A 22,848-nucleotide genomic window follows, 5' to 3' on the forward strand; every position below is an offset into this window, starting at 1 on the left:
TTGGCTGGAGTATCCATCTGGATGTTCTGGCAACAGAATTTCTTGACGACCATAGAGCATTGGAACCACCTGATCCCATCCCGAACTCAGCAGTGAAACGATGCATCGCCGATGGTAGTGTGGGGTTTCCCCATGTGAGAGTAGGTCATCGTCAAGATTCATTTCGCAAAACCCCTATCTGCGCGAGCAGGTAGGGGTTTTGTCTTTTCCGCGTTCCCAAATAAACACAGTCTCCCCCTGTAGGAGCGGCCTCGCGCCGCGAAAGGGCCGCAACGCGGCCCCAGGATTTGTGCATCAAGCTGATATCGCCGGGTCTGCTACGCAGCCCTTTCGCGGCACAAGGCCGCTCCTACAGGGAGGGCGATTCGCTTGCGGAAAATGTGACCCGGCTACCGATACAGTTCCTCATAATGGCCATCTCCCACAATTCGAGTCGGAACACTAGAATAGAGCCGACGCATCCATTCAGAATGCCTTTATGCCCAACCCTGTCGATCCCGAAGCGCTCGCGCAGATGCCGCTGGACGAACTCGTGGCCTGCCACGAGTGCGACCTGCTGATGCGCAAGACCACGCTGCAAAATGACGAGAAGGCCCAGTGCCCGCGCTGCGGCTACGAGCTGTATGCCCATCGCCACAACCTGATCAACCGCAGCCTGGCCCTGGTCCTGACCGCGTTGCTGCTGTACGTGCCGGCCAACTTCCTGCCGATCATGCAGTTGCACCTGCTCGGCCAGACCTCCGACGACACCGTCTGGAGCGGTGTGCTTGGTCTGTACAACTCAGAGATGCGCGGCATCGCCGTGGTGGTGTTCCTGTGCAGCATGGCCATCCCCTTGCTCAAGCTGCTTTGCCAGCTGATGGTGCTGCTGAGCATCCGCCTGGATATCGGCCGCAGCTACGGCCTGCTGATCTATCGTATCTATCACCACCTGCGTGAGTGGGGCATGCTCGAGGTCTACTTCATGGGCGTGCTGGTGGCCATCGTCAAGCTGGTCGACCTGGCCGAACTGAGTATCGGCCTGGGCCTGTTCTGCTTTATCAGCCTGTTGCTGGTGCAGGTGTGGCTCGAGGTGGTCATGTCGCCGCACCAGATCTGGGTGGCCTTGTCGGGGGAGGATGTCCATGCGGGCGATTGATGCAGGCATCCTGGTCTGCAATGAATGTCACGAACTGAATCGCCAGGAGCCGGACAGCACCTCGCAGACCTGTACCCGCTGCGGCGCGGTGGTGCATGCCCGGCGCCCGAACAGCATCGTGCGCACCTGGGCGCTGCTGATCACGGCGATGGTGCTCTACATCCCGGCCAACGTGCTGCCGATCATGACTGTCAGCGCGCTCGGCCAGGGCAGTCCGGACACCATCATGTCCGGCGTCATCACCTTGATGAAGCATGGCATGCTGCCGATCGCCGCGGTGGTGTTCATCGCCAGCATCCTGGTGCCGACCTTCAAGCTGGTCGGCATCGCCCTGCTGCTGTACTCGGTGCAGCGCCACCAGCCGCTCTCGGCGCGCCAGCGCATCCTGATGTACCGCTTCATCGAATTCATCGGCCGCTGGTCGATGCTGGACATCTTCGTCATCGCCATCCTGGTGGCGGTGGTGAATTTCGGCCGCATCGCCAGTGTCGAAGCCAATCTGGGCGCCGTCGCCTTCGCCACCGTGGTGATCCTGACAATGCTCGCCGCTTTAACTTTCGATCCCCGACTGATCTGGGACAACACGGAGTCGGATGACGACCATGAGTGATTTGCCTACGGCTAAAACCCGCCCCGCTTCGAACTGGTCGGCTATCTGGATCCTGCCGTTGATTGCCTTGGCGATTGGCGGCTGGCTGGCCTGGAAGGCCTACAGCGATGCCGGTATCGAGATCCAGGTGCGCTTCGAGAGTGGCGAGGGCATCGTCGCCAACAAGACTGAGGTCATCTACAAGGGCATGTCGGTGGGCAAGGTCGTCGCCCTGGTGCTGGATGACAAGGGGGAAAACCGCGGGGTGGTCGCCACCATCGAGATGCGCAAGGAGGCAGGGCCGCACCTGACCAAGGGCACGCGATTCTGGCTGGTGAAGCCAAGCGTCAGCCTGGCGGGCATTACGGGACTGGAGACACTGGTGTCGGGTAACTACATCGCCGTCGATCCGGGGGAGGGCGAGCAGACCAAGCGTTTCACCGCACTCAAGGAGGCCCCGCCGCTGTCCGATAGCGAGCCGGGTTTGCATCTTGTCCTCAAGGCCGAGCGCCTGGGCTCGCTCAACCGTGACAGTCCGGTGTTCTACAAGCAGATTCAGGTGGGCCGGGTGAAGAGCTATCGCTTGTCCGAAGACCAGGGCACGGTGGAGATCAAGGTGTTCATCGCCCCGGCCTACGCCAGCCTGGTGCGCAAGCACACGCGGTTCTGGAACGCCAGCGGGGTCAGCATCGACGCCGACCTGTCCGGGGTCAAGGTGCGTACCGAGTCGCTGTCGAGCATCGTCGCCGGCGGTATCGCCTTCGCCACGCCGGAAAACCGCAAGGACAGCCCGCCCACCGATCCGAGCCTGCCGTTCCGCCTGTACGAAGACTTCGACGCCGCCCAGGCCGGCATCCGGGTCAAGGTCAAGCTCAGTGACTTCGAGGGGCTGCAGAAGGGCCGCACGCCGGTGCTGTACAAAGGTATCCAGGTGGGAACGCTGAAGGAACTGAAAGTCGAAGGCGACCTCTCCACTGCCATGGCCGAGCTGACCCTCGATCCGCTGGCCGAAGACTACCTGGTCGAAGGCACCCAGTTCTGGGTGGTCAAGCCGTCCATTTCGCTTGCCGGCATTACCGGCCTCGAGGCGTTGGTGAAGGGCAACTACATTGCCGTACGCCCGGGTGAGCCGGGTGCCAAGCCGCTGCGCGAGTTCGAGGCGCGACCCAAGGCGCCGCCGCTGGACCTGAAGGCGCCGGGCCGGCACATGGTGCTGTTCGCCGATACCCTGGGCTCGCTGGAAGTGGGCAGCCCGGTGATGTATCGCCAGGTGCGCGTGGGTAGCGTGCAGAGCTACCAGTTCGCCCGCAACAGCAAGCGCATCCTGATCGGGGTGCACATCGAGAAGGAATACGAGAACCTGGTCAACGGCTCCTCGCGCTTCTGGAATGCCAGTGGCATCACCCTGACCGGCGGCCTCTCGGGGATCCAGGTCAAGAGCGAGTCGTTGCAGACGCTGATGGCCGGTGGCATCGCCTTCGATACGCCGAAACCGGATGTGCCGCTCAAGCGCCGCATTCCGCGTTTCCGCCTGCATGAAAGCCAGGATGCGGCCAACCGTGCCGGTACCCTGGTCACCATCCGCGTGGAGCGCGCCGAGGGCCTGAAGCCGGGCACGCCGATCCGTTTCCGTGGCTTGGATGTGGGCAGTGTCGAGAGCGTCGACCTGACCGCCGACCTGCAGGCCGTGCTGCTCCGTGCACGAATCACCCAGGCGGCCGAGCGCATCGCCCGCGCCGGTACCCAGTTCTGGGTGGTCAAGCCGGCCTTGGGCCTGGTGCGTACCCAGAACCTCGACACGCTGATCGGCGGCCAGTACCTGGAGGTGCTGCCGGCGCTCAAGGACAAGGGGCCGCAGCGTGACTTCATCGCCCTGAGCGATGCGCCGGAAGTAAAAGGCGAGGAGGTCGGCCTGCCACTGACCCTGAGCGCGGCGCGCCGTGGCTCGATCAAGCCGGGTGTACCGGTGACCTACCGCGAGGTCACGGTCGGCAGGGTCACCGGCTTCGAGCTGGGCCAGACCGCCGACCGGGTACTTATCCACATCCTGATCGAGCCGCGTTACGCCGGGTTGGTACGCGGCGGCAGCCGCTTCTGGAACAGCAGCGGCTTCGGCTTCGACTGGGGCCTGTTCAAGGGCGCCACGGTGCGCACCGAGTCGGTGGAGACCCTGATCGAGGGTGGGATTGCCTTCGCCACGCCGGATGGCGAGCAGATGGGCAACCCGGCGCGACCGCAGCAGACCTTCGCCTTGTTCGACAAGCCCGAGGATGCCTGGCTGGAGTGGGCACCGAAGATCCAGATCGGCAAGTGATGCATGCCGGGCCGCCCGTCTGGGTGGCCCTGCTGTGCGGGAGGGCGCGCGCCAGCCATGAAACCCATTCACCTCACCCTGGTCTGCCACGCCCGCACCGAGGCGCAGCGGGTTGGCCGCTTCGCGTTCGATGACGAGCCGCTGCGTGATCCTCCGGCACCGCTATCGACAACTGCCCGTTGCCTCACCGCGCCGGAGCTGCGTGCCCGGCAGACGGCCGAGGGCCTGAACGCGACTGTCGATGAGGGGCTGCGCGACTGCGACCTGGGCAAGTGGAAGGGCCTGCCTCTCAAGCAACTGGACGAAGACGCCCTCCAGGCCTGGCTGTCCGACCCGCATGCCACGCCGCATGGCGGTGAGTCGATCGCCGCCTTGTGCGAGCGCGTCGCCATCTGGATGGACAGCGCCCTGTTGCCTGGCCAGTGGCTCGCCATCACCCATCCCTTTGTCATCCGCGCGGCGATGCTGCATGCGTTGGCTGCGCCCCTGGCGTCCTTCCAGCGGATCGATGTGCCGCCCCTGGCCGAGGTGCGCTTCAGCCATTGCGGCCAGTGGCGCTTGCAACTGGCTTAACGGCGAATCAACGCCGGTACGGCGCGGATGTAGATCAACTCGCTGACCAGCTCCACCAAGGTCTGGGTAATCACCGCCGCCGCCGCCAGCGCCCGGATCGGCTCCGGCAATGCCAGCGCCAACGGCAGCACCACCAGCGAATTGCGCGTGGCGGCACTGAAAGTCACCGCCCGGGCCTCGCCTGTGGATAACCGCAACAGCCGCGCCGCGAGCAATCCGAGCAGCGGTGCCAGCAGGGCGAAGCCGGCATACACCGGCAGCACCGGCAGCAGGTCGTCGAGACGGGTGGCCACCACGCCGATCTGCGAAGCGATCACCACCACCAGTACCAATGCCATGGCCGGCACCGGCAGCCAGGCCCAGGCATCGTTCCACTTCGCGACCAGGGTCGAGCGCCGCGCCCCGGCGCTGCTGGCGACAGCCAGCAACAGCGGCAGAACGATCAACAGCACGAACGCCTCGATAAAGGGCACCAGCGAGATTTCCACGCTACCGGCGCCTTCGAGCATCAGCGCCAGGTACAAGGGCAGCAGCGCCAGTTGCACCAGCAGCAGCACCGGCGTGGCGGCAAGGGTCAGGCGCGAGTCACCTTTACCGATATGGGTGAACACCACCACGTAGTCGATGCAGGGCGTCAGCAGCACCAGCAAGGCGCCGACCAGCACGGCGGGGTGTTCGACCAGGCCACGAGTGCCGGCCCACACCAACAGCGGCACCAGCACGAAGTTGGCCAGCAGCAGCGCGCCCATGAAACGCCGCTTGCCCAGGCCCGCGCGCAGGTCGAGGAAAGGGATCTGCAGGAACATCGCGTACATCAGCACGGCGATGGCCGGGGTCACCAGCGCCGCCAGTGGGGCGGCGGCGCCCGGTGCCAGCAGGCCGAGGGCGGCGGCCAGCGCCACGGCGACAAAATAGAAGGGGATCTGGTTGCGTTCGAGTTGATCTCTGTCCACGGTGTCCTGGCATTTCCGACTGATTTGCTGGGTTGGGCAGGGTACTATCTGGCGCAGTCCATAGGGAGTGATTCGATGCGAATTCTAGTGGTCGGTGCGAGCAAGGGATTGGGACGGGCGCTGGTACAGGGCCTGGGTGGCGTAGGCGATACGCTGGTCGGTGTATCGCGCACCCGGCCGGCGGCGTTGCCGGGCGCGGTACGCTGGATCGAGGCCGACCTCGGCCAGCCGCGCCAGGCCGCCGCGATCATCCACGAGGCGGTGGCCGGGGACGGGCTGGATGTGCTGGTCTACAACGTCGGGATCTGGGAGGCGCGGGCCTTTGACGAGGGCTACAGCTTCCTCGACGACGACGAGGCGCAGATCGAGCGCATGGTCGACACCAACATCACCGCGCCGCTGCTGTTGATCAAGCGCCTGCTGCCGGTACTGCTGCAGAGCCCCCGGCCACGGATCATTCTTACCGGTTCGACCTCGGGCCTGCCTGGTAGCGGGCGGCCAGAGGTGACTTTTGGCGCCAGCAAGTTCGGCCTGCGCGGCATTGCCGAGGCGCTGCGCGAAGGCTTCCGCGACCAGGGCCTGGGCGTGAGTTGCCTGAACCTCGGCTACCTGAACACCGAGGACGGCCTGGATGTGCCGCTGGCCCAGGCCGAGCGACGCGGGGAGGGCGCGCTGATCCCTGTGCACGATGTGGTGCAGGTGTGCCGGATGATGCTGAGCCTGTCATCTTCCAGCTACGTGCGTGACATCACCCTGCCGGCGTTGCGCGACGAACGCTTCTAACCGCGTTTGACGCCAAAGGGGCGCAGTCGCCCCTTTGGCCCAGGCTACCTGGAGCGATCGACTGGGCGGCTCAAAGCGCCCGGTCGGTCTCGTTGGTCTCCAAGGGCTTGCGCAGATCGCGCAGGCTCCGCGTCACCGCCCCGGTATTGCACTTGGCCGCCGCCTGTTCCGGCGTCATGTCGCGGATGGTGCGGTAGAACAGCTCGCAGGTCTGCTTCTTCTGGGTCACCTGCCACTTGCTGGTGCAGGCCTGCAGGGTGAGCTTGGCGTCGGCCTGCGGGTTGCGGCCCATGCCGGCCTGCCAGCAGGCGGCGGAGAGGTCCTGGCCCATCATCTTCAGGCCCGCGGCGTCGGCCTTGTCCTGGTCGCCGTCGTAGCTTTTCGGGTCGGCGGCGTACCAGATCGCGCTCGGATGGTTGGCGCCGAGCACGGGCACCTTGGCGCTGTCCGGCTCCGGCGCGATGCTGACCAGCCCCAGCACGTTGACCTTCGGCCCGTACTGCTGCTGGATCCACGCCCGCACCGGCGCGCCGAAGGCGACCATCGGCAAGGCGGTCTTGCCGTCGTGGGTGAGGGCCACTTCCTTGACCATCCGCACCTGGTAATCGTTGAAGTAGCTGTACACCCCTTCCAGGTCCTTGCCCGCGCTGGCCGGCGCGGCGATCGGGGCGATATCGACGATGGTCTGGTAGGCCGGGGTCTGGGTGGCCTCGACGCCGTTGAAGGTCAGAAGCTCTGCCCAGCGGTCGGTGGTGTTGGACTTCAGGTAGTCTTGATAGCGGGTCAGCGAGTAGTCCGGCGGGAAGTGCAGCAGCTCGACGCTGCGGCGGTTCTCCAGGGCCATTCCCAGGGGCAGGAACAGGTACCAGCTGTAGTCCCAGCCGCCTTTCTGGTTGAGGCGGGTGGCGCCCTGGTAGGCCAGTTCGCCGCTGTCGAGCAGCTTGCGCAAGGGTTCGGTATAGCTGGCCGGCACGCCGGTGATGCTGGCGTGCAACTTGTCGTTGTCGCGGTTCACCGTGACCTTGGCGTTGGCGTAGCCATCGCGCTGCACGCTCTGGGTGAGGTAGTGCTCGACAGTCTTCTCGAGTGTCCAGTCGCGGTAGCAGATCACGTTGCAGTTGTTGGGGTAGGCGAACAACCGGGTGACCCGTTGGGCGTCGCCCAGGTCGATCTGCGCGTCGGCCATGGCCAGGCCGCTGAAGGCGAGGGCGGCCAGGCCCGATACAGCAATCTTGTGCATGCTTAACTCCTTGTCAGTGGCCGCCAGGACGGCGGGCGCGCCCATGGTGGACGAAGAGGTGGGGGAATGAAAAGCGCCAGGACATGGCTATTGGCTAGCGCGTTGATCAGGCTCGGTGCAGTCCAGGCCGATGAGCGTGATGTGTGGATGTTCGCCCAATGGGCCGGGGATCACGAGAACCGCAGGTTTCGTGAAATGCTGGTGGACGCCCGGCTGTATGGCGTGGTGCCGATCCATCAGTTGCTGCGCTCGGCCTCGGACTGGCGCCAGTGCAAGGCCTCGCCCTTCGCGGTGGCGCCAGCGAGCCATTGGCCGGCGGTGCGCTCGACGCTGGCCTTGATCCAGACCCTCGACCGGCAGGGCATCCTACGTCAGTTCGAAGTGGTGTCGGCCTACCGCGATCCCCGGCTCAATGCCTGTGCCGGCGGCGCACCGAGCAGTGCGCACATGCGCGCCTTCGCCGTCGACCTGCTGCTGCCACGCGGGGTCGACCCGAGCCCGCTGTGCCGCTTCTGGCAGCAGCACGGCCAGGCCTGGAACATGGGGCTGGGCCGTTACCCTTCGGGGCGCATCCATATCGACACGGCCGGCTATCGCACCTGGGGCGGTGACGGCAGGGCCGGTTCGTCGTTCTGCAGCAAGCCCAGATGAGCCAGGCAGGCCCGGCACTCGTCACCGACCCACTGCGCGAAACACTGGCGCTTGCTGCCGTCATCCAGTGGCTGCGGGCTGAGCAGGTGGTAGCCGGAGCCATCGCGCAGGAAGCCGTACGGCGCCTGTAGCTGACCGTTGTCCAGTTCGTCACGCACCATCAGCGCCGAGGCGATGGCCATTCCCATGCCCGCGCTGGCGGCCTGGATCGACAGGTAGAAGTGCTCGAAGTCGCTGCGCGCCGTTTGCCGGAAGTCCTGGCCGCTCAGGCGCAGCCAGGTGGCCCAGGCGTCGGGGCGGGTGGCGCTGTGCAGCAGGCGCTGGCCCTTGAAGCCCGGCGTGGCGACCGGGCCGATCCATTCATCGCAGATCCTCAGGCTGTGCAGCTGGCGGTCCCAGTGGAAGTCATCGCGGCGCAGGGCCAGGTCGATGCCGCCGCGGGCGAAATCCACCGGCCCGCCGGCCGCCACCAGGTGCAGTTGCAGGTCGGGGTGCCGGGCATGGAAGCGCGGCAGGCGCGGAATCAGCCAGCGCATGGCGATGGTTGGCTCGCAGGACACCACCAGCACGTTGTCGTGGGCTTGCTGGTGCAGGCGCTGCACGGCGCCCTCCAGTTGCTCGAAGATCGCCTGGGTGGTGGCCTGCAGGTCGCGTCCGGCGCGGGTGAGGAAGATCGCCCGGTTGCGCCGTTCGAACAGTTCCACGCCGAGGCTTTCCTCGAGCAGGCGCACCTGGCGGCTGACGGCGCCGTGGGTGACGTGCAGGTGCTCGGCAGCGCGCACGAAGCTTTCGGTGCGGGCGGCGATGTCGAAGTAGCGAAAGGCGGTGAGGGGGGGCAGTTTCATGACGTTGTTGTCCTTGCCGGCCATTTCGCGGGTAAACCCGCTCCCACAGGTTTATCACCGATCTTGACCTTCATGCCGAGCCTGTGGGAGCGGGTTTACCCGCGAAGAGGCCAGTACAGCCTCAGAATATCTGTGAAATTAACTAGCGTATTTGCCTCACTATAAATCGATTTTTAGCAATTGATGCTGCCTCGATAATCACGGCACAAGTGAATTTTCATCGCCTATCGAGGATACCTGTTCGTGAACGAACTCATCGCCGTCGCCCTCTTCACCCTCCTTGCCGTCATCAGCCCCGGCGCCGACTTCGCCATGGTCACCCGCAGCAGTTATGCACAGGGCCGCAAGGCCGGTCTCGCGGCAGCGGTGGGCATCGCGCTGGGCGTGCAGGTGCATGTGCTGTACACCGTGCTCGGCATCGCCGTGATCATCAGCCAGAGCCCGACCCTGTTCCTGGCCATGAAGGTGGTGGGGGCGGGCTACCTGGTGTACCTGGGCTACAAGTCGCTGACCAATACCACGCGTATAAGCCTCGACGGCCTGGCGCACAGCGAGACAAATGTGGCGAGCGCCTTGCGTACGGGCTTTCTGACCAACGCGCTCAACCCCAAGACCATGCTCTTCGTGGTCAGTGCCTACACCCAGGTGGTGCAGCCCGGCAGCCCGCTGGCGCTGGACTTCGCCTATGGCGCGTTCATGTCGTTCGCCCATTGGGTGTGGTTCAGCCTGGTGGCGGTGTTCTTTTCCAACCACTTGCTGCGTCGGGCGATGATCGAGCGGCAGGTGGTGGTCGACCGGGTCATCGGCGTGGCGTTGATCAGCCTGGGGCTGGCCGTGGTGGTGGCAGGCGTGAAGTAGCTTTTTCGCAGGCAAAGAAAAAGGGCTTATCTTTCGATAAGCCCTTTTAAAAGGTGGTGGCTACACAGGGACTTGAACCCCGGACCCCAGCATTATGAATGCTATGCTCTAACCAACTGAGCTATGTAGCCAACTTGGCGCGCATTATTAGCTCGAATCGCGATCCTGTCAACAACGTTTTTAAAAAAAATTGCCAACCTTTCAAAAACTTAGCCGGGAAGGGCGCATCAGCGCACGATCAACCAGTGGCCGAGCAGGTTGTGCAGGCGCAGTTGCTGGTCGGCGGCCAGGCGCTCGAGGCTCTGCGCCGGGTGGTCGAGGTCGAAATCACCGCTGACCCGCTGGTAGGCGGCCTGCTCGTTCAGCAGCCAGACGCGCTGGCCACGGTAATCGGCCAGGCGCTCCAGCACCTCGCTCAACGGCAGGTTCCTGGCCATCAATTGGCCGTTGCGCCAGGCATCGGCCAATTTGGCATCGATCTTCTCGACCGGGTTGATGCGGCTTTCGCTGAACGTCACCCGTTCGCCGGCATTGACCAGGCGTTGGTCGCCACCCTGCAACACCGCAGCCTTGCCGCCGAACACCACCAGTTCGTCGTGGTCAGCATGGCGGGCGATCTGCAGGCGGGTGCCGAACACCTGGATCCGGGTGTCATCGACCTGCACCTCCATGGCCCGGCCATCGAGCATCACCTCCAGGTAGACCTGGCCCTGCACCAGCTGCAGCTGGCGGGTGCGCCCACGCAGGTCGACATTCATCGCGCTGGCGCTGTCCAGGTGCAGGGTCGAGCCATCGGCCAGGCGCACGCTGCGGCGCTCGCCGCTGTTGGTATGCAGTTCGCTGCCCAGGCGCTGCATCACGGGCCAGTAGAGCCAGGCCAGGGCGCCCACCAGCAGCAGGAACAGCAGCCCCAGGCACAGCCCGGCCCGGCTGCGACGAACCTTGGCGATGCGTGGTCGCGGGCGTGCCGCCGGCACCTGCAATTGCTGCCAGTAGGCTTCGAGCTGGGCATAGGCCCTTGCATTGAGCGGGTCCTGGCACCAGCTGGCGAATGCCTGGCGCAGGGCCTCGTCGCAGCCGGGTTGGCGCAGGCGCGAGAACCACTCCAGGGCTTCCTGCTCGGGGTCGGGCGTGGGCTGCAAGGCGGGCATCGGGCTCATGGGATCGGTCTGCTCGCAGGAGGAGGGCGGTTTTGCCCAGCGTTTACAGGGAAGAGGAGAAGGATGCTAATTATATTGAGAATTATTTACAAGTACGTGTCGCATGGAAGGCCCGGCAAAATAAAAAGGTAGCTTCGTATCTATTTGTTTCACGATAATCGGATCCCAATCCGCGGACGGACATCCAGCCCATGGCCATCAGCAGTACCACCACTTCCAGTGCCAGCAGCCCGGCAAACCAGGCCTCGCCACTGGTGATGCGCATCATCGGTTTCTGCGCCCTGGCGCACCTGATCAACGACCTGATCCAGTCGGTGCTGCCGGCGATCTACCCGATGCTCAAGGCCAACTACAACCTGAGCTTCGCCCAGATCGGCCTGATCACCCTGACCTTCCAGATCACCGCCTCGCTGCTGCAGCCGTGGGTGGGCTTTTTCACCGACAAGCGGCCCACGCCGAACCTGCTGCCGCTGGGCACGGTGTGCACCCTGGTGGGCATCGTGATGCTGGCTTTCGTCGGCAGCTTCCCGATGATCCTGCTGGCCTCGGCGCTGGTGGGCATCGGCTCGTCGACCTTCCACCCCGAGACCTCGCGCATCGCCCGGCTGGCTTCCGGTGGGCGCTTCGGCCTGGCGCAGTCGAGCTTCCAGGTTGGCGGCAACGCCGGCTCCGCCCTCGGCCCGCTGCTGGCGGCGGCGATCGTCATTCCTTTCGGCCAGACCCATGTCGCCTGGTTCGGCGTGGCCGGGCTGTTCTTCTTCGCCGTGACCCTGATGCTGCGCCGCTGGTACAAGGAGCACCTCAACCAGGCCAAGGCGCGCAAGGCGGTGCAGGCCACCCACGGCATCTCGCGCCAGCGGGTGATCCTGGCGCTGGTGGTGCTGGGCCTGTTGGTGTTCTCCAAGTACTTCTATATGTCCAGCTTCACCAGCTACTTCACCTTCTACCTGATCGAGAAGTTCCAGCTGTCGGTGGCCAGCTCCCAATTGCACCTGTTCCTGTTCCTCGGCGCCGTGGCGGCGGGCACCTTCTTCGGCGGGCCGATCGGTGACCGCATCGGGCGCAAGGCGGTGATCTGGTTCTCGATCCTCGGGGTGGCGCCGTTCACCCTGGCGCTGCCGTATGCCGACCTGTTCTGGACCACCGTGCTCAGCGTGGTGATCGGTTTTGTCCTGGCGTCGGCGTTCTCGGCCATCGTGGTGTATGCCCAGGAACTGGTGCCGGGCAATGTCGGGATGATCGCCGGGATCTTCTTCGGGCTGATGTTCGGCTTCGGTGGCATCGGCGCGGCGCTGCTGGGGTATGTGGCTGATCTGCGTGGGATCGAGTATGTGTATGGGGTTTGCTCGTTCCTGCCGTTGTTTGGGTTGCTGGCGGTGTTCCTGCCGTCCACTGGCAAGCGCTGAAAGTCGGCCAGACGCATTCTTTGTAGGAGCGGCCTTGCCGAGGCGTCGGACCGGCCGGAAAGGGCTGCGAAGCGGCCCCGGCAATCTTTGGTTAAACGCGACAATCCAGGGGCTGCTTCGCAGCCCTTTCGCGGCACAAGGCCGCTCCTACAGGGAAGTGCATCAAGGCCGACGATTGACGATTTGGATCCGCATGGCCTAGAGTGCCGCCTCCTCAATCCCTGCGTAGTTCACGTGATGCGCCGTACCGATGTGACCCGCCCGCACCGCCAGCCTGTCGCCCCGACAGCGCGCCGCGCGTGGCCGAGCGACACGGTGCTCAAGCGTCGACGCAGCGTGCTGTTCGCCTTCACCTTCTCGCCACACCTTTCCCTGAACTGATCCGCGCCCCTGCATCCAGCGCCATTGCGGCGTGACTGCGGGCGCCTGCGTTCGAATATCTTTCAGCGGATTTTCCAGTCGGCCAGGGCCAGAGCCCCTGCTCACCGGCTTGCAAGGAGTGGTACATGAACATGCGTTTGCTGGTGGGCCTGTTGTTCGCCGTGTCGGTGGTCGGTTTCAGCCTCGGGGCGAGCCTGCCACTGGTGTCGTTGCGTTTGCACGAGGCGGGGGCGGGGACACTGGAGATCGGCATCATCTCGGCGATCCCGGCCGCGGGCATGATGCTCTCGGCCTTCATGGTCGACACCTGCTGCCGGCACCTGACCCGGCGCGTCATCTACCTGCTCAGCTTCAGCCTGTGCACCCTGAGCATCGCCCTGCTGGAATGGGCCTTCGACTCGATGCTGTGGCTGGCGCTGCTGCGCCTGGGGCTCGGCATCGGCATGGGCATCGCGATCATCCTCGGCGAATCGTGGGTCAACGAGCTGTGTCCGGAGCACAACCGCGGCAAGATCATGGCCCTGTACGCCACCAGCTTCACCGGCTTCCAGGTGCTCGGCCCGGCACTGCTGGCGCTGCTCGGCGCCGACAGCCCATGGCTGACCGGCGTGGTCACCGTCTGCTACGGCCTGGCGCTGCTGTGCATCCTGTTCACCGTGCCCAACGACCATGTCGAGCATGGCGACGAAGGCGAGAAGAGCTTCGGCCTGGCCGGCTTCTTCCGCGTGGCCCCGGCGCTGTGCGTGGCGGTGCTGTTTTTCTCGTTCTTCGATGCGGTGGTGCTGTCATTGCTGCCGGTGTACGCCAGCAGCCACGGTTTTGCCGTAGGCGTGGCGGCGCTGATGGTGACCGTGGTGTTCGCCGGCGACATGATCTTCCAGCTGCCGCTGGGCTGGCTCGCCGACCGGGTCGAGCGCACCGGGCTGCACCTGGTGTGCGGACTGGTGGCGATGAGTATCGGTATCGCCTTGCCCTGGCTGCTGCAGATGACCTGGCTGCTGTGGCCGCTGCTGGTGGTGCTCGGGGCGGTGGCCGGGGGCATCTACACCCTGGCGCTGGTGTTGATCGGACAGCGTTTCAGGGGGCAGGACCTGGTGACCGCCAACGCCAGTGTCGGCCTGCTGTGGGGTGTCGGCAGCCTGGTCGGGCCGCTGGTCAGCGGCGCGGCGATGGACGTGGCGCCCCATGGCTTGCCCATGGCGTTGGCGCTGATGGCGGGGTTGTTCGTGTGTTTCGCACGGCAGGCGTACCGTCGGGCGGGCAGGCTGCAGGCAGCGGTGGACTGAGCGGCAGGGCGGTTCGCTGGTTGGCAGGCGTGGTGCTGGTGAGCTTTGCCCGCTCCCACACGGATCGCGCCAGACTCTAGAAATTGAGCAAGACAGTTGCTCCCACAAGTACAGCGCTCGATTCAGCGTTTGCGCGATCCTGTGGGAGCGGGTTTACCCGCGAAGGGCAGCAAAGCAGCCCCAACCAAGAGCGATGAAGCGCTAACTGACAGGCATTACGCCATGGGCCTTCTTTATATAAGCAACCCACACTTTATTGCAGGCATAAAAAAACCGACCCTAGGGTCGGTTTTTTCGACAAGAACGTCGCTTAGGCAGCTGCAGCTTCTTTCAGCGCCTTGATGTGGCCATTCAGACGGCCTTTGTGGCGAGCAGCTTTGTTCTTGTGGATGATACCCTTGTCGGCCATACGGTCGATTACAGGTACAGCCAGAACGTAAGCGGCTTGCGCTTTTTCGGCGTCTTTTGCGTCGATGGCTTTGACTACATTCTTGATGTAGGTGCGGACCATGGAACGCAGGCTGGCGTTGTGGCTGCGACGCTTCTCAGCCTGTTTTGCACGTTTCTTGGCGGAAGGTGAGTTGGCCACCGTCGAGCTCCTCGAAAGACTTTAGGTAAATAGCAAACAAAATAGGCCGCGAATCATGCCGATGAGTCGATCGGATGTCAAGGCCACTTGCAGGGTTCCGCCGAGTGGTGAGCCAACAGGAGGGAAATATTCCTTTCTGTCGCACGACCTGTAAACTCGGGAATTTTTGGCTCCCCTGCGAAGGCGCGGGAGTATCGCACATTCGGACGCTGTCTGGCAGCGTCCTCTGCCCCTGGCGTGAAACTTTTCGATGAACCTGCTCAAATCCCTGGCCGCCGTCAGTTCAATCACCATGATTTCCCGGGTGCTCGGCTTCGTGCGCGATACCATCCTGGCGCGGGTGTTCGGCGCCGGCATCGCCACCGACGCCTTCTTCATCGCCTTCAAGCTGCCCAACCTGCTGCGGCGGATCTTCGCCGAGGGGGCCTTCTCCCAGGCCTTCGTGCCGATCCTGGCCGAGTACAAGACCCAGCAGGGCGAGGAGGCCACCCGGACCTTCATCGCCTATGTCAGCGGCCTGCTGACCCTGGTCCTGGCCCTGGTCACGGTGATCGGCATCCTCGCCGCGCCTTGGGTGGTCTGGGCCACCGCGCCGGGCTTCGTCGACAACGCGGAAAAATACGAGCTGACCACCTCGCTGCTGCGGGTGACCTTTCCTTATATATTGCTGATCTCGCTGTCGTCGCTGGTCGGCGCGATCCTCAATACCTGGAACCGCTTCAGCGTGCCGGCGTTCACCCCCACGCTGCTCAACGTGGCGATGATCGCCTTCGCCGTGCTGCTGACGCCGTACTTCGACCCGCCGATCATGGCCCTGGGCTGGGGCGTGCTGGCCGGTGGCCTGGCGCAACTGTTGTACCAGCTGCCGGCGCTGAAGAAGATCGGCATGCTCGTGCTGCCGCGCCTGAACCTGCGCGACACCGGGGTGTGGCGCGTGCTCAAGCAGATGCTGCCGGCCATCCTCGGGGTGTCGGTAAGCCAGATCTCGCTGATCATCAACACCATCTTCGCCTCGTTCCTGGTGGCAGGTTCGGTGTCGTGGATGTACTACGCCGACCGCCTGATGGAGCTGCCATCCGGTGTACTGGGCGTTGCCCTGGGCACCATCCTGCTGCCGACCCTGGCCAAGACCTACGCCAACAAGGACCGCGAGGAGTATTCGCGGATCCTCGACTGGGGCCTGCGCCTGTGCTTCCTGCTGGTGCTGCCCTGCACCCTGGCCCTGGCCATTCTCGCCGAACCGCTGACCGTGGCGCTGTTCCAGTACGGCAAGTTCACCGCCTTCGACGCCGCGATGACCCAGCGCGCCCTGATCGCCTATTCGGTGGGCCTGCTGGCGATCATCCTGGTCAAGGTACTGGCACCTGGCTTCTATGCGCAGCAGAATATCCGCACGCCGGTGAAGATCGCGGTCTTCACCCTGGTCTGCACCCAACTGTTCAACCTGGCCCTGGTCGGCCCGCTGGCCCATGCCGGGCTGGCCCTGGCCATCAGCCTGGGCGCGTGCCTGAACGCCGGCCTGCTGTACTGGAAGCTGCGCAGCCAGCAGCTGTTCCAGCCGCAGCCGGGCTGGACGCCGTTCCTGCTCAAGCTGGTACTGGCGGTGACCTTGATGTCGGCTGTGCTGTTGCTGGGCATGCACTACCTGCCGGCCTGGGAGCAGGGCAACATGCTCGCGCGCTTCCTGCGCCTCGGGGCGCTGATCGCGGCGGGCGTGGTGACTTACTTCGGCTGTCTGTTCCTGTGTGGTTTCCGCCCTCGGCATTTCGCCCGCAAGGCGTTGCATTGAGGCGCGAGAGGGGTCAGGCGTCGGTTTTTCGCATTCCACGCCCCATGGGGCCGCTGCTGCCTGTCACCAGCGCCCGGGTGTGGTTATAATCGGCCACTTTATGAGCAAGAAGCGCGTTATGCAGCTGGTTCGAGGTCTTCACAACCTGCGCCCCGAGCACCGGGGCTGTGTCGCCACCATTGGCAACTTCGACGGGGTCCACCGCGGCCACCAGGCGATCCTCGCACGCCTGCGCGAACGCGGTCAGGAACTGGGCCTGCCCACCTGCGTGGTGATCTTCGAGCCGCAGCCGCGCGAGTACTTCGCCCCGCAGAGCGCCCCGGCGCGCCTGGCCCGCCTGCGCGACAAGGTCGAGCTGCTGGCCGGTGAGGGCATCGACCGGGTGCTGTGCCTGTCGTTCAACCAGCGCCTGAGCCAGCTCAGCGCCGAACAGTTCGTCAAGGCGGTGCTGGTCGATGGCCTGGGCGTGCGCCACCTCGAAGTGGGCGACGATTTCCGTTTCGGCTGCGACCGCGCCGGCGACTTCGTCTTCCTCTCCGAAGCCGGCAAGCGCCACGGCTTCAGCGTCGAGGCGGCCAACACCGTGGTTCAGGACGGCCTGCGGGTCAGCAGCACCGAAGTGCGCAAGGCACTGGCCGAAGGCGACTTCGAGCTGGCCGAGCACCTGCTGGGGCGTCCGTACCGTATCACCGGGCGCGTGCTGCACGGCCAGAAGCTGGCCCGCCAGCTCGGCACCCCCACCGCCAACATCCAGCTCAAGCGCCGTCGCGTGCCGCTGTCCGGGGTCTACCTGGCCAGCATCGAAATCGACGGCAAGGCCTGGCCGGGTGTCGGCAATATCGGAGTGCGCCCCACCGTCGCCGGTGACGGGCGTCCTCACCTGGAGATTCATCTCCTGGACTACGCCGGCGACCTGTATGGCCGGCGCCTGACGGTGGAATTCCACCACAAGCTGCGTGAAGAGCAGCGTTTCGCCTCCCTGGAGGCGCTGAAGTCGGCGATCGACGCGGACATCGCCGCCGCACGTGCCCACTGGCACGCTCAACCGCTAACGAAGAGCCTGAAATGACCGACTACAAAGCCACGCTTAACCTTCCGGACACCGCCTTCCCCATGAAGGCCGGCCTGCCTCAGCGCGAACCGCAGATCCTGCAGCGCTGGGACAGCATTGGCCTGTACCGGAAGCTGCGCGAGATTGGCAAGGATCGTCCGAAGTTCGTCCTGCACGACGGCCCGCCCTATGCCAACGGCAAGATCCACATCGGTCATGCGCTGAACAAGATTCTCAAGGACATGATTGTCCGCTCCAAGACCCTGTCCGGCTTCGACGCGCCGTACGTGCCGGGCTGGGACTGCCACGGCCTGCCGATCGAGCACAAGGTCGAGGTCACCCACGGCAAGCACCTGACCGCCGACCGTACCCGCGAGCTGTGCCGCGAGTACGCCGCCGAGCAGATCGAAGGGCAGAAGACCGAGTTCATCCGCCTGGGCGTGCTGGGTGACTGGGACAACCCCTACAAGACCATGAACTTCGCCAACGAGGCCGGTGAAATCCGCGCCCTGGCCGAGATGGTCAAGCAAGGCTTCGTGTTCAAGGGCCTCAAGCCTGTGAACTGGTGCTTCGATTGCGGCTCGGCCCTGGCTGAAGCCGAGGTCGAGTACGCCGACAAGAAATCCCAGACCATCGACGTCGCCTTCCCGGTGGCCGATGCCGACAAGCTGGCCGCCGCCTTCGGCCTGGGCGCGCTGGCCAAGCCCGCCGCCATCGTGATCTGGACCACCACCCCGTGGACCATCCCGGCCAACCAGGCGCTGAACATCCACCCGGACTTCAAGTACGCCCTGGTCGATACCGGCGAGCGCCTGCTGGTGCTGGCCGAAGAGCTGGTCGAGTCGTGCCTCAAGCGCTACAACCTGGAAGGTTCGGTCATCGCCACCGCTCCGGGCTCGGCCCTGGAGCTGATCAACTTCCGCCACCCGTTCTACGACCGTCTGTCGCCGATCTACCTGGCCGACTACGTCGAGCTGGGCGCCGGCACCGGCGTGGTGCATTCCTCGCCGGCCTACGGTGAAGACGACTTCGTCACCTGCAAGCGCTACGGCATGGTCAACGACGACATCCTCACTCCGGTGCAGAGCAACGGCGTGTACGTCGAGTCGCTGCCGTTCTTCGGCGGCCAGTTCATCTGGAAGGCCAACCCGGCCATCGTCGACAAGCTCAGCGAAGTCGGCGCGCTGATGCACACCGAGACCATCAGCCACAGCTACATGCACTGCTGGCGCCACAAGACCCCGCTGATCTACCGCGCCACCGCGCAGTGGTTCGTCGGCATGGACAAGCAGCCGAGCACCGGCGAGCCGCTGCGCGAGCGCGCGCTCAAGGCCATCGAAGAGACCAAGTTCGTTCCGGCCTGGGGCCAGGCGCGCCTGCATTCGATGATCGCCAACCGTCCTGACTGGTGCATCTCGCGTCAGCGCAACTGGGGCGTGCCGATCCCGTTCTTCCTCGACAAGCAGACCGGCGAGCTGCACCCGCGCACCGTCGAACTGATGGAGGCCGTGGCCCAGCGCGTCGAGAAAGAAGGCATCGAGGCCTGGTTCAAGCTGGACGCCGCCGAGCTGCTCGGTGACGAAGCCGGCCAATACGACAAGATCACCGACACCCTCGACGTGTGGTTCGACTCCGGCACCACCCACTGGCACGTGCTGCGCGGCTCCCACGACATCGGCCACGCCACCGGCCCGCGCGCCGACCTGTACCTGGAAGGCTCCGACCAGCACCGCGGCTGGTTCCACTCATCCTTGCTGACCGGTTGCGCCATCGACGGCCACGCGCCGTACCGCGAGCTGCTGACCCACGGCTTCACCGTGGACGAGAACGGCCGCAAGATGTCCAAGTCGCTGGGCAACACCATCGAGCCGCAGAAGGTCAACGACACCCTGGGTGCCGACATCATGCGCCTGTGGGTCTCGGCCACCGACTACTCCGGCGAGATGGCGGTTTCCGATCAGATCCTGCAGCGTAGCGCCGACGCCTACCGCCGCATCCGCAACACCGCGCGCTTCCTGCTCTCCAACCTGTCCGGCTTCGACCCGGCCCGCGACCTGCTGCCGGCCGAAGACATGCTGGCCCTGGACCGCTGGGCGGTCGACCGCACCCTGCTGCTGCAGCGCGAGCTGGAAGAGCACTATGGCGAGTACCGTTTCTGGAACGTCTACTCGAAGATCCACAACTTCTGCGTGCAGGAGCTGGGCGGCTTCTACCTCGACATCATCAAGGACCGCCAGTACACCACTGGCGCCAACAGTGTCGCCCGCCGCTCCTGCCAGACCGCGCTGTTCCACATCTCCGAGGCACTGGTGCGCTGGATCGCGCCGATCCTGGCGTTCACCGCCGACGAGCTGTGGCAGTACCTGCCGGGCGAGCGTAACGAGTCGGTGATGCTCAACACCTGGTACGAAGGCCTGAGCGAACTGCCGGAAGGTTTCGAGCTGGGGCGCGAGTACTGGGAACGCATCATGGCCGCCAAGACCGCGGTCAACAAGGAACTGGAGAACCAGCGCGCGGCCAAGGCCATCGGTGGCAACCTGCAGGCCGAAGTCACCCTGTTCGCCGACGACGCCCTGAGCGCCGACTTGAACAAGCTGGGCGACGAGTTGCGCTTCGTGCTGATCACTTCGGCCGCCAGTGTCGTGCCGTTCGTCCAGGCACCCGCCGACGCGGTGACAACCGAAGTTGAAGGCCTCAAGCTGAAAGTCGTCAAGTCCGGTCACGCCAAGTGCGGTCGCTGCTGGCACTTCCGCGCCGACGTCGGCAGCCACCCGGAGCATCCGGAGATCTGCAGCCGTTGCGTCGACAACCTGAGCGGCTCCGGCGAGGTGCGCCACTATGCCTAACGCTTCCGCGGGGCGCTTCGGGCGCCTTGCCTGGCTCTGGCTGAGCCTGGTGGTCCTGGTCCTCGACCAGGCCACCAAGCTGTACTTCGACAGCGCGCTGACCATGTACCAGCAGATCGTGGTCATTCCCGACTACTTCAGCTGGACCCTGGCCTACAACACCGGCGCGGCGTTCAGCTTCCTGGCCGACAGCTCCGGCTGGCAGCGCTGGCTGTTCGCGCTGATCGCCGTGGTGGTCAGCGCCGTGCTGGTGGTCTGGCTCAAGCGCCTGGGGCGCAACGAGACCTGGCTGGCCGTGGCCCTGGCCCTGGTGCTGGGCGGCGCGCTGGGCAACCTGTACGACCGCGTCGTGCTGGGCCATGTGGTCGACTTCATCCTGGTGCACTGGCAGAACCGCTACTACTTCCCGGCCTTCAACCTGGCCGACAGCGCGATCACCGTGGGCGCGGTGATGCTGGCGCTGGACATGTTCAAGAGCAAGAAGTCCGAGGAAGCCGTCCATGACTGAGACCCGCATTGGCCAGAACACCGAAGTCACCCTGCACTTCGCGCTGCACCTGGAAAACGGCGACACCGTCGACAGCACCTTCGACAAGGCCCCGGCCACGTTCAAGGTCGGCGACGGCAACCTGCTGCCGGGCTTCGAGAACGCCCTGTTCGGCTTCAAGGCCGGTGACCAGCGCAAGCTGAGCATCGCCCCGGAGAACGCCTTCGGCCAGCACAACCCGCAGAACGTGCAGGTGATGCCGCGCTCGCAGTTCGAAGGCATGGAGCTGTCCGAAGGGCTGCTGGTGATCTTCAACGACGCCGCCAACACCGAGCTTCCGGGCGTGGTCAAGGCGTTCGACGACAACCAGGTGACCATCGATTTCAACCATCCACTGGCTGGCAAGACCCTGAACTTCGAGGTGCAGATCCTCGACGTGAAGGCCGTGTGAGCCTGGAGCCGAGCATGCAAATCAAACTCGCCAACCCGCGCGGCTTCTGCGCGGGGGTCGACCGGGCGATCGAGATCGTCAACCGCGCCCTGGAAGTCTTCGGCCCGCCGATCTATGTGCGCCACGAAGTGGTGCACAACAAGTTCGTGGTCGAGGACCTTCGCAACCGTGGCGCGATCTTCGTCGAAGAGCTGGACCAGGTGCCGGACGACGTCATCGTCATCTTCAGCGCCCATGGCGTTTCCCAGGCCGTGCGCCAGGAAGCCGCCGGCCGTGGCCTGAAGGTGTTCGACGCCACCTGCCCGCTGGTGACCAAGGTGCATATCGAGGTTGCCAAGTACAGCCGCGACGGCCGTGAGACCATCCTCATCGGTCACGAGGGGCACCCGGAAGTCGAAGGCACCATGGGTCAGTACGACGCCAGCAACGGCGGTGCCATCTACCTCGTCGAGGACGAGGACGATGTCGCCAGGCTGCAGGTGCGCAACCCCGACCACCTGGCCTTCGTCACCCAGACCACCCTGTCGATGGACGACACCAGCCGGGTGATCGACGCCCTGCGCGAACGCTTCCCGAACATCGGCGGCCCGCGCAAGGACGACATCTGCTACGCCACCCAGAACCGCCAGGATGCCGTCAAGCAACTGGCCGACGAGTGCGACGTGGTACTGGTGGTCGGCAGCCCCAACAGCTCCAACTCCAACCGCCTGCGCGAGCTGGCCGAGCGCATGAGCACCCCGGCCTACCTGATCGACGGCGCCGAGGACCTGCAACGCAGCTGGTTCGACGGGGCCGAGCGCATTGGCATCACCGCCGGGGCCTCGGCACCGGAGGTGCTGGTGCGTGGTGTGATCGACCAGCTCAAGGCCTGGGGCGCGACCGGCGCCGAAGAGCTCGACGGGCGCGAGGAGAACATCACCTTCTCCATGCCCAAGGAGCTGCGGGTCCGCTCGATCTGAGTCAGTCCGGTGCACAGCGGCGGCCCTCGTCGCTGCGCAGGCTGACCCGGCCACTGGGGCTGAGCACCACCTGATGACGGCTGTCGAGGGTGGTGCGCGGGCAGATGTCCAGCGTGATGCCGACGAAGCCCACCCCCAGCGGCGCCCCCCGGGCGCTGAACCTCACGACCCGGTCCGAGGTCGTGGCAATCCTCAGCGGCCTGTGCAGGCGGTGCGCCTGCAACAGCTCGCCATCTTGTTCCAGCACCACCCGCCAGCCCTTGCCCCAATCCTCCTCCAGCGGCCTGACCAGCACGGCCTGGTGCCTTAGCGCCGCCTGATTACGGGCGCCGCGCAGGGCCTGTGCCAGCTCCCTGGCCACGGCACCGAGGTAAAGCTCATCGCTGAACTTGCTGTAGGCCGATATACCCTGGTGTGTCAGAAGGCTCAGCACGCCCAATGCGAACATCATTTGTATCAGTGTTACGCCTTGTTGCCCCACGCTGCATTCCTCCCTGGA

At 64.9% G+C, this 22,848-nt stretch carries 22 protein-coding genes, 1 tRNA gene and 1 rRNA gene; 17 read left to right on the top strand and 7 right to left on the bottom strand.

Annotated elements, in window-relative coordinates; translation table 11 throughout:
• Positions 1-41 precede the first annotated feature (41 nt).
• The 5 genes from rrf to AC0MAZ_RS07270 all read left to right on the top strand — a co-directional run bounded on the left by rrf (position 42) and on the right by AC0MAZ_RS07270 (position 4,614).
• Positions 42-157 (top strand): 5S ribosomal RNA (gene rrf, locus AC0MAZ_RS07250).
• A 321-nt stretch (positions 158-478) separates the two neighbouring features.
• The gene (locus tag AC0MAZ_RS07255; RefSeq protein WP_203648056.1) at positions 479-1,138 is read left to right on the top strand and encodes a paraquat-inducible protein A; all 660 of its coding nucleotides are present in this window, start codon (positions 479-481) and stop codon (positions 1,136-1,138) included.
• A complete protein-coding gene (locus AC0MAZ_RS07260; protein ID WP_186714227.1) occupies positions 1,125-1,748 on the top strand; it encodes a paraquat-inducible protein A in 624 nt (207 codons plus the stop codon). Before AC0MAZ_RS07255 ends, AC0MAZ_RS07260 begins: the two co-directional genes overlap by 14 nt.
• Positions 1,741-4,041, top strand: a complete 2,301-nt coding sequence (locus AC0MAZ_RS07265; RefSeq protein WP_475860772.1) for a PqiB family protein — start codon at positions 1,741-1,743, stop codon at positions 4,039-4,041. Before AC0MAZ_RS07260 ends, AC0MAZ_RS07265 begins: the two co-directional genes overlap by 8 nt.
• Positions 4,042-4,098: 57 nt before the next feature.
• Positions 4,099-4,614, top strand: coding sequence for a histidine phosphatase family protein (locus AC0MAZ_RS07270; RefSeq protein WP_232857382.1), 516 nt, complete (start codon positions 4,099-4,101; stop codon positions 4,612-4,614).
• On the opposite strand, the gene AC0MAZ_RS07275 is transcribed toward AC0MAZ_RS07270, so the two are convergent.
• Positions 4,611-5,567, bottom strand: coding sequence for an arsenic resistance protein (locus AC0MAZ_RS07275; protein WP_203648053.1), 957 nt, complete (start codon positions 5,565-5,567; stop codon positions 4,611-4,613). The genes AC0MAZ_RS07270 and AC0MAZ_RS07275 overlap by 4 nt on opposite strands.
• 75 nt (positions 5,568-5,642) lie before the next feature.
• Here AC0MAZ_RS07275 and AC0MAZ_RS07280 point away from each other — a divergent pair, with 75 nt between their 5' ends.
• Positions 5,643-6,350, top strand: a complete 708-nt coding sequence (locus AC0MAZ_RS07280; protein WP_254465220.1) for an SDR family NAD(P)-dependent oxidoreductase — start codon at positions 5,643-5,645, stop codon at positions 6,348-6,350.
• Between the two features lie 70 nt (positions 6,351-6,420).
• Here AC0MAZ_RS07280 and AC0MAZ_RS07285 read toward each other — a convergent pair whose 3' ends face one another.
• Positions 6,421-7,590, bottom strand: a complete 1,170-nt coding sequence (locus AC0MAZ_RS07285; protein ID WP_232857379.1) for a hypothetical protein — start codon at positions 7,588-7,590, stop codon at positions 6,421-6,423.
• A 66-nt stretch (positions 7,591-7,656) separates the two neighbouring features.
• Between AC0MAZ_RS07285 and AC0MAZ_RS07290 the strand changes: the two genes are divergently transcribed.
• Entirely contained in the window at positions 7,657-8,241 is a 585-nt protein-coding gene (locus AC0MAZ_RS07290) for a YcbK family protein (protein WP_475860773.1), read from the top strand.
• Here AC0MAZ_RS07290 and AC0MAZ_RS07295 read toward each other — a convergent pair.
• A complete protein-coding gene (locus AC0MAZ_RS07295; RefSeq protein ID WP_254465221.1) occupies positions 8,181-9,086 on the bottom strand; it encodes a LysR substrate-binding domain-containing protein in 906 nt (301 codons plus the stop codon). The genes AC0MAZ_RS07290 and AC0MAZ_RS07295 overlap by 61 nt on opposite strands.
• Before the next feature lie 243 nt (positions 9,087-9,329).
• Here AC0MAZ_RS07295 and AC0MAZ_RS07300 point away from each other — a divergent pair, with 243 nt between their 5' ends.
• Complete coding sequence (locus AC0MAZ_RS07300; protein ID WP_203648050.1) at positions 9,330-9,944, top strand: LysE family translocator; 615 nt, start codon at positions 9,330-9,332, stop codon at positions 9,942-9,944.
• Positions 9,945-9,998: 54 nt separating this feature from the next.
• Here AC0MAZ_RS07300 and AC0MAZ_RS07305 read toward each other — a convergent pair.
• Together AC0MAZ_RS07305 and AC0MAZ_RS07310 are read right to left on the bottom strand one after the other, a co-directional pair.
• Positions 9,999-10,075: transfer RNA gene (locus AC0MAZ_RS07305), tRNA-Met, on the bottom strand.
• 96 nt (positions 10,076-10,171) lie between these two features.
• Positions 10,172-11,104, bottom strand: a complete 933-nt coding sequence (locus tag AC0MAZ_RS07310; RefSeq protein WP_254465222.1) for a FecR family protein — start codon at positions 11,102-11,104, stop codon at positions 10,172-10,174.
• A gap of 191 nt (positions 11,105-11,295) precedes the next feature.
• Here AC0MAZ_RS07310 and AC0MAZ_RS07315 point away from each other — a divergent pair, with 191 nt between their 5' ends.
• From AC0MAZ_RS07315 to AC0MAZ_RS07325, 3 genes are all read left to right on the top strand, one after another.
• On the top strand, positions 11,296-12,510 hold the full coding sequence (locus AC0MAZ_RS07315; protein ID WP_186734724.1) for an MFS transporter: 1,215 nt from the start codon (positions 11,296-11,298) through the stop codon (positions 12,508-12,510).
• 237 nt (positions 12,511-12,747) lie between these two features.
• On the top strand, positions 12,748-12,891 hold the full coding sequence (locus AC0MAZ_RS07320; RefSeq protein WP_475860774.1) for a hypothetical protein: 144 nt from the start codon (positions 12,748-12,750) through the stop codon (positions 12,889-12,891).
• Between the two features lie 125 nt (positions 12,892-13,016).
• Positions 13,017-14,177 (top strand): MFS transporter, encoded by a 1,161-nt coding sequence (locus AC0MAZ_RS07325; RefSeq protein WP_203648049.1) that lies wholly within the window; start codon positions 13,017-13,019, stop codon positions 14,175-14,177.
• A gap of 310 nt (positions 14,178-14,487) precedes the next feature.
• On the opposite strand, the gene rpsT is transcribed toward AC0MAZ_RS07325, so the two are convergent.
• Entirely contained in the window at positions 14,488-14,766 is a 279-nt protein-coding gene (gene rpsT, locus AC0MAZ_RS07330; RefSeq protein ID WP_023533220.1) for a 30S ribosomal protein S20, read from the bottom strand.
• 250 nt (positions 14,767-15,016) lie between these two features.
• Between rpsT and murJ the strand changes: the two genes are divergently transcribed.
• From murJ to ispH, 6 genes are all read left to right on the top strand, one after another.
• The gene (gene murJ, locus AC0MAZ_RS07335; protein WP_203648048.1) at positions 15,017-16,555 is read left to right on the top strand and encodes a murein biosynthesis integral membrane protein MurJ; all 1,539 of its coding nucleotides are present in this window, start codon (positions 15,017-15,019) and stop codon (positions 16,553-16,555) included.
• A 118-nt stretch (positions 16,556-16,673) separates the two neighbouring features.
• Positions 16,674-17,624 (top strand): bifunctional riboflavin kinase/FAD synthetase, encoded by a 951-nt coding sequence (gene ribF, locus AC0MAZ_RS07340; RefSeq protein WP_232857370.1) that lies wholly within the window; start codon positions 16,674-16,676, stop codon positions 17,622-17,624.
• The gene (gene ileS, locus AC0MAZ_RS07345; RefSeq protein ID WP_475860775.1) at positions 17,621-20,452 is read left to right on the top strand and encodes an isoleucine--tRNA ligase; all 2,832 of its coding nucleotides are present in this window, start codon (positions 17,621-17,623) and stop codon (positions 20,450-20,452) included. The genes ribF and ileS overlap by 4 nt, the downstream gene beginning before the upstream one ends.
• Positions 20,445-20,960: a signal peptidase II gene (gene lspA / locus AC0MAZ_RS07350; RefSeq protein ID WP_203648045.1), complete on the top strand. Its 516-nt coding sequence runs from the start codon at positions 20,445-20,447 to the stop codon at positions 20,958-20,960. Before ileS ends, lspA begins: the two co-directional genes overlap by 8 nt.
• Positions 20,953-21,390: an FKBP-type peptidyl-prolyl cis-trans isomerase gene (locus AC0MAZ_RS07355; RefSeq protein ID WP_023629753.1), complete on the top strand. Its 438-nt coding sequence runs from the start codon at positions 20,953-20,955 to the stop codon at positions 21,388-21,390. The genes lspA and AC0MAZ_RS07355 overlap by 8 nt, the downstream gene beginning before the upstream one ends.
• Before the next feature lie 14 nt (positions 21,391-21,404).
• Positions 21,405-22,349: a 4-hydroxy-3-methylbut-2-enyl diphosphate reductase gene (gene ispH, locus AC0MAZ_RS07360; protein ID WP_028689902.1), complete on the top strand. Its 945-nt coding sequence runs from the start codon at positions 21,405-21,407 to the stop codon at positions 22,347-22,349.
• A 1-nt stretch (position 22,350) separates the two neighbouring features.
• Here ispH and AC0MAZ_RS07365 read toward each other — a convergent pair whose 3' ends face one another.
• Complete coding sequence (locus tag AC0MAZ_RS07365; RefSeq protein ID WP_475860776.1) at positions 22,351-22,800, bottom strand: GspH/FimT family pseudopilin; 450 nt, start codon at positions 22,798-22,800, stop codon at positions 22,351-22,353.
• Positions 22,801-22,848: the final 48 nt, after the last annotated feature.

This window comes from Pseudomonas sp. A (genome assembly GCF_056270345.1).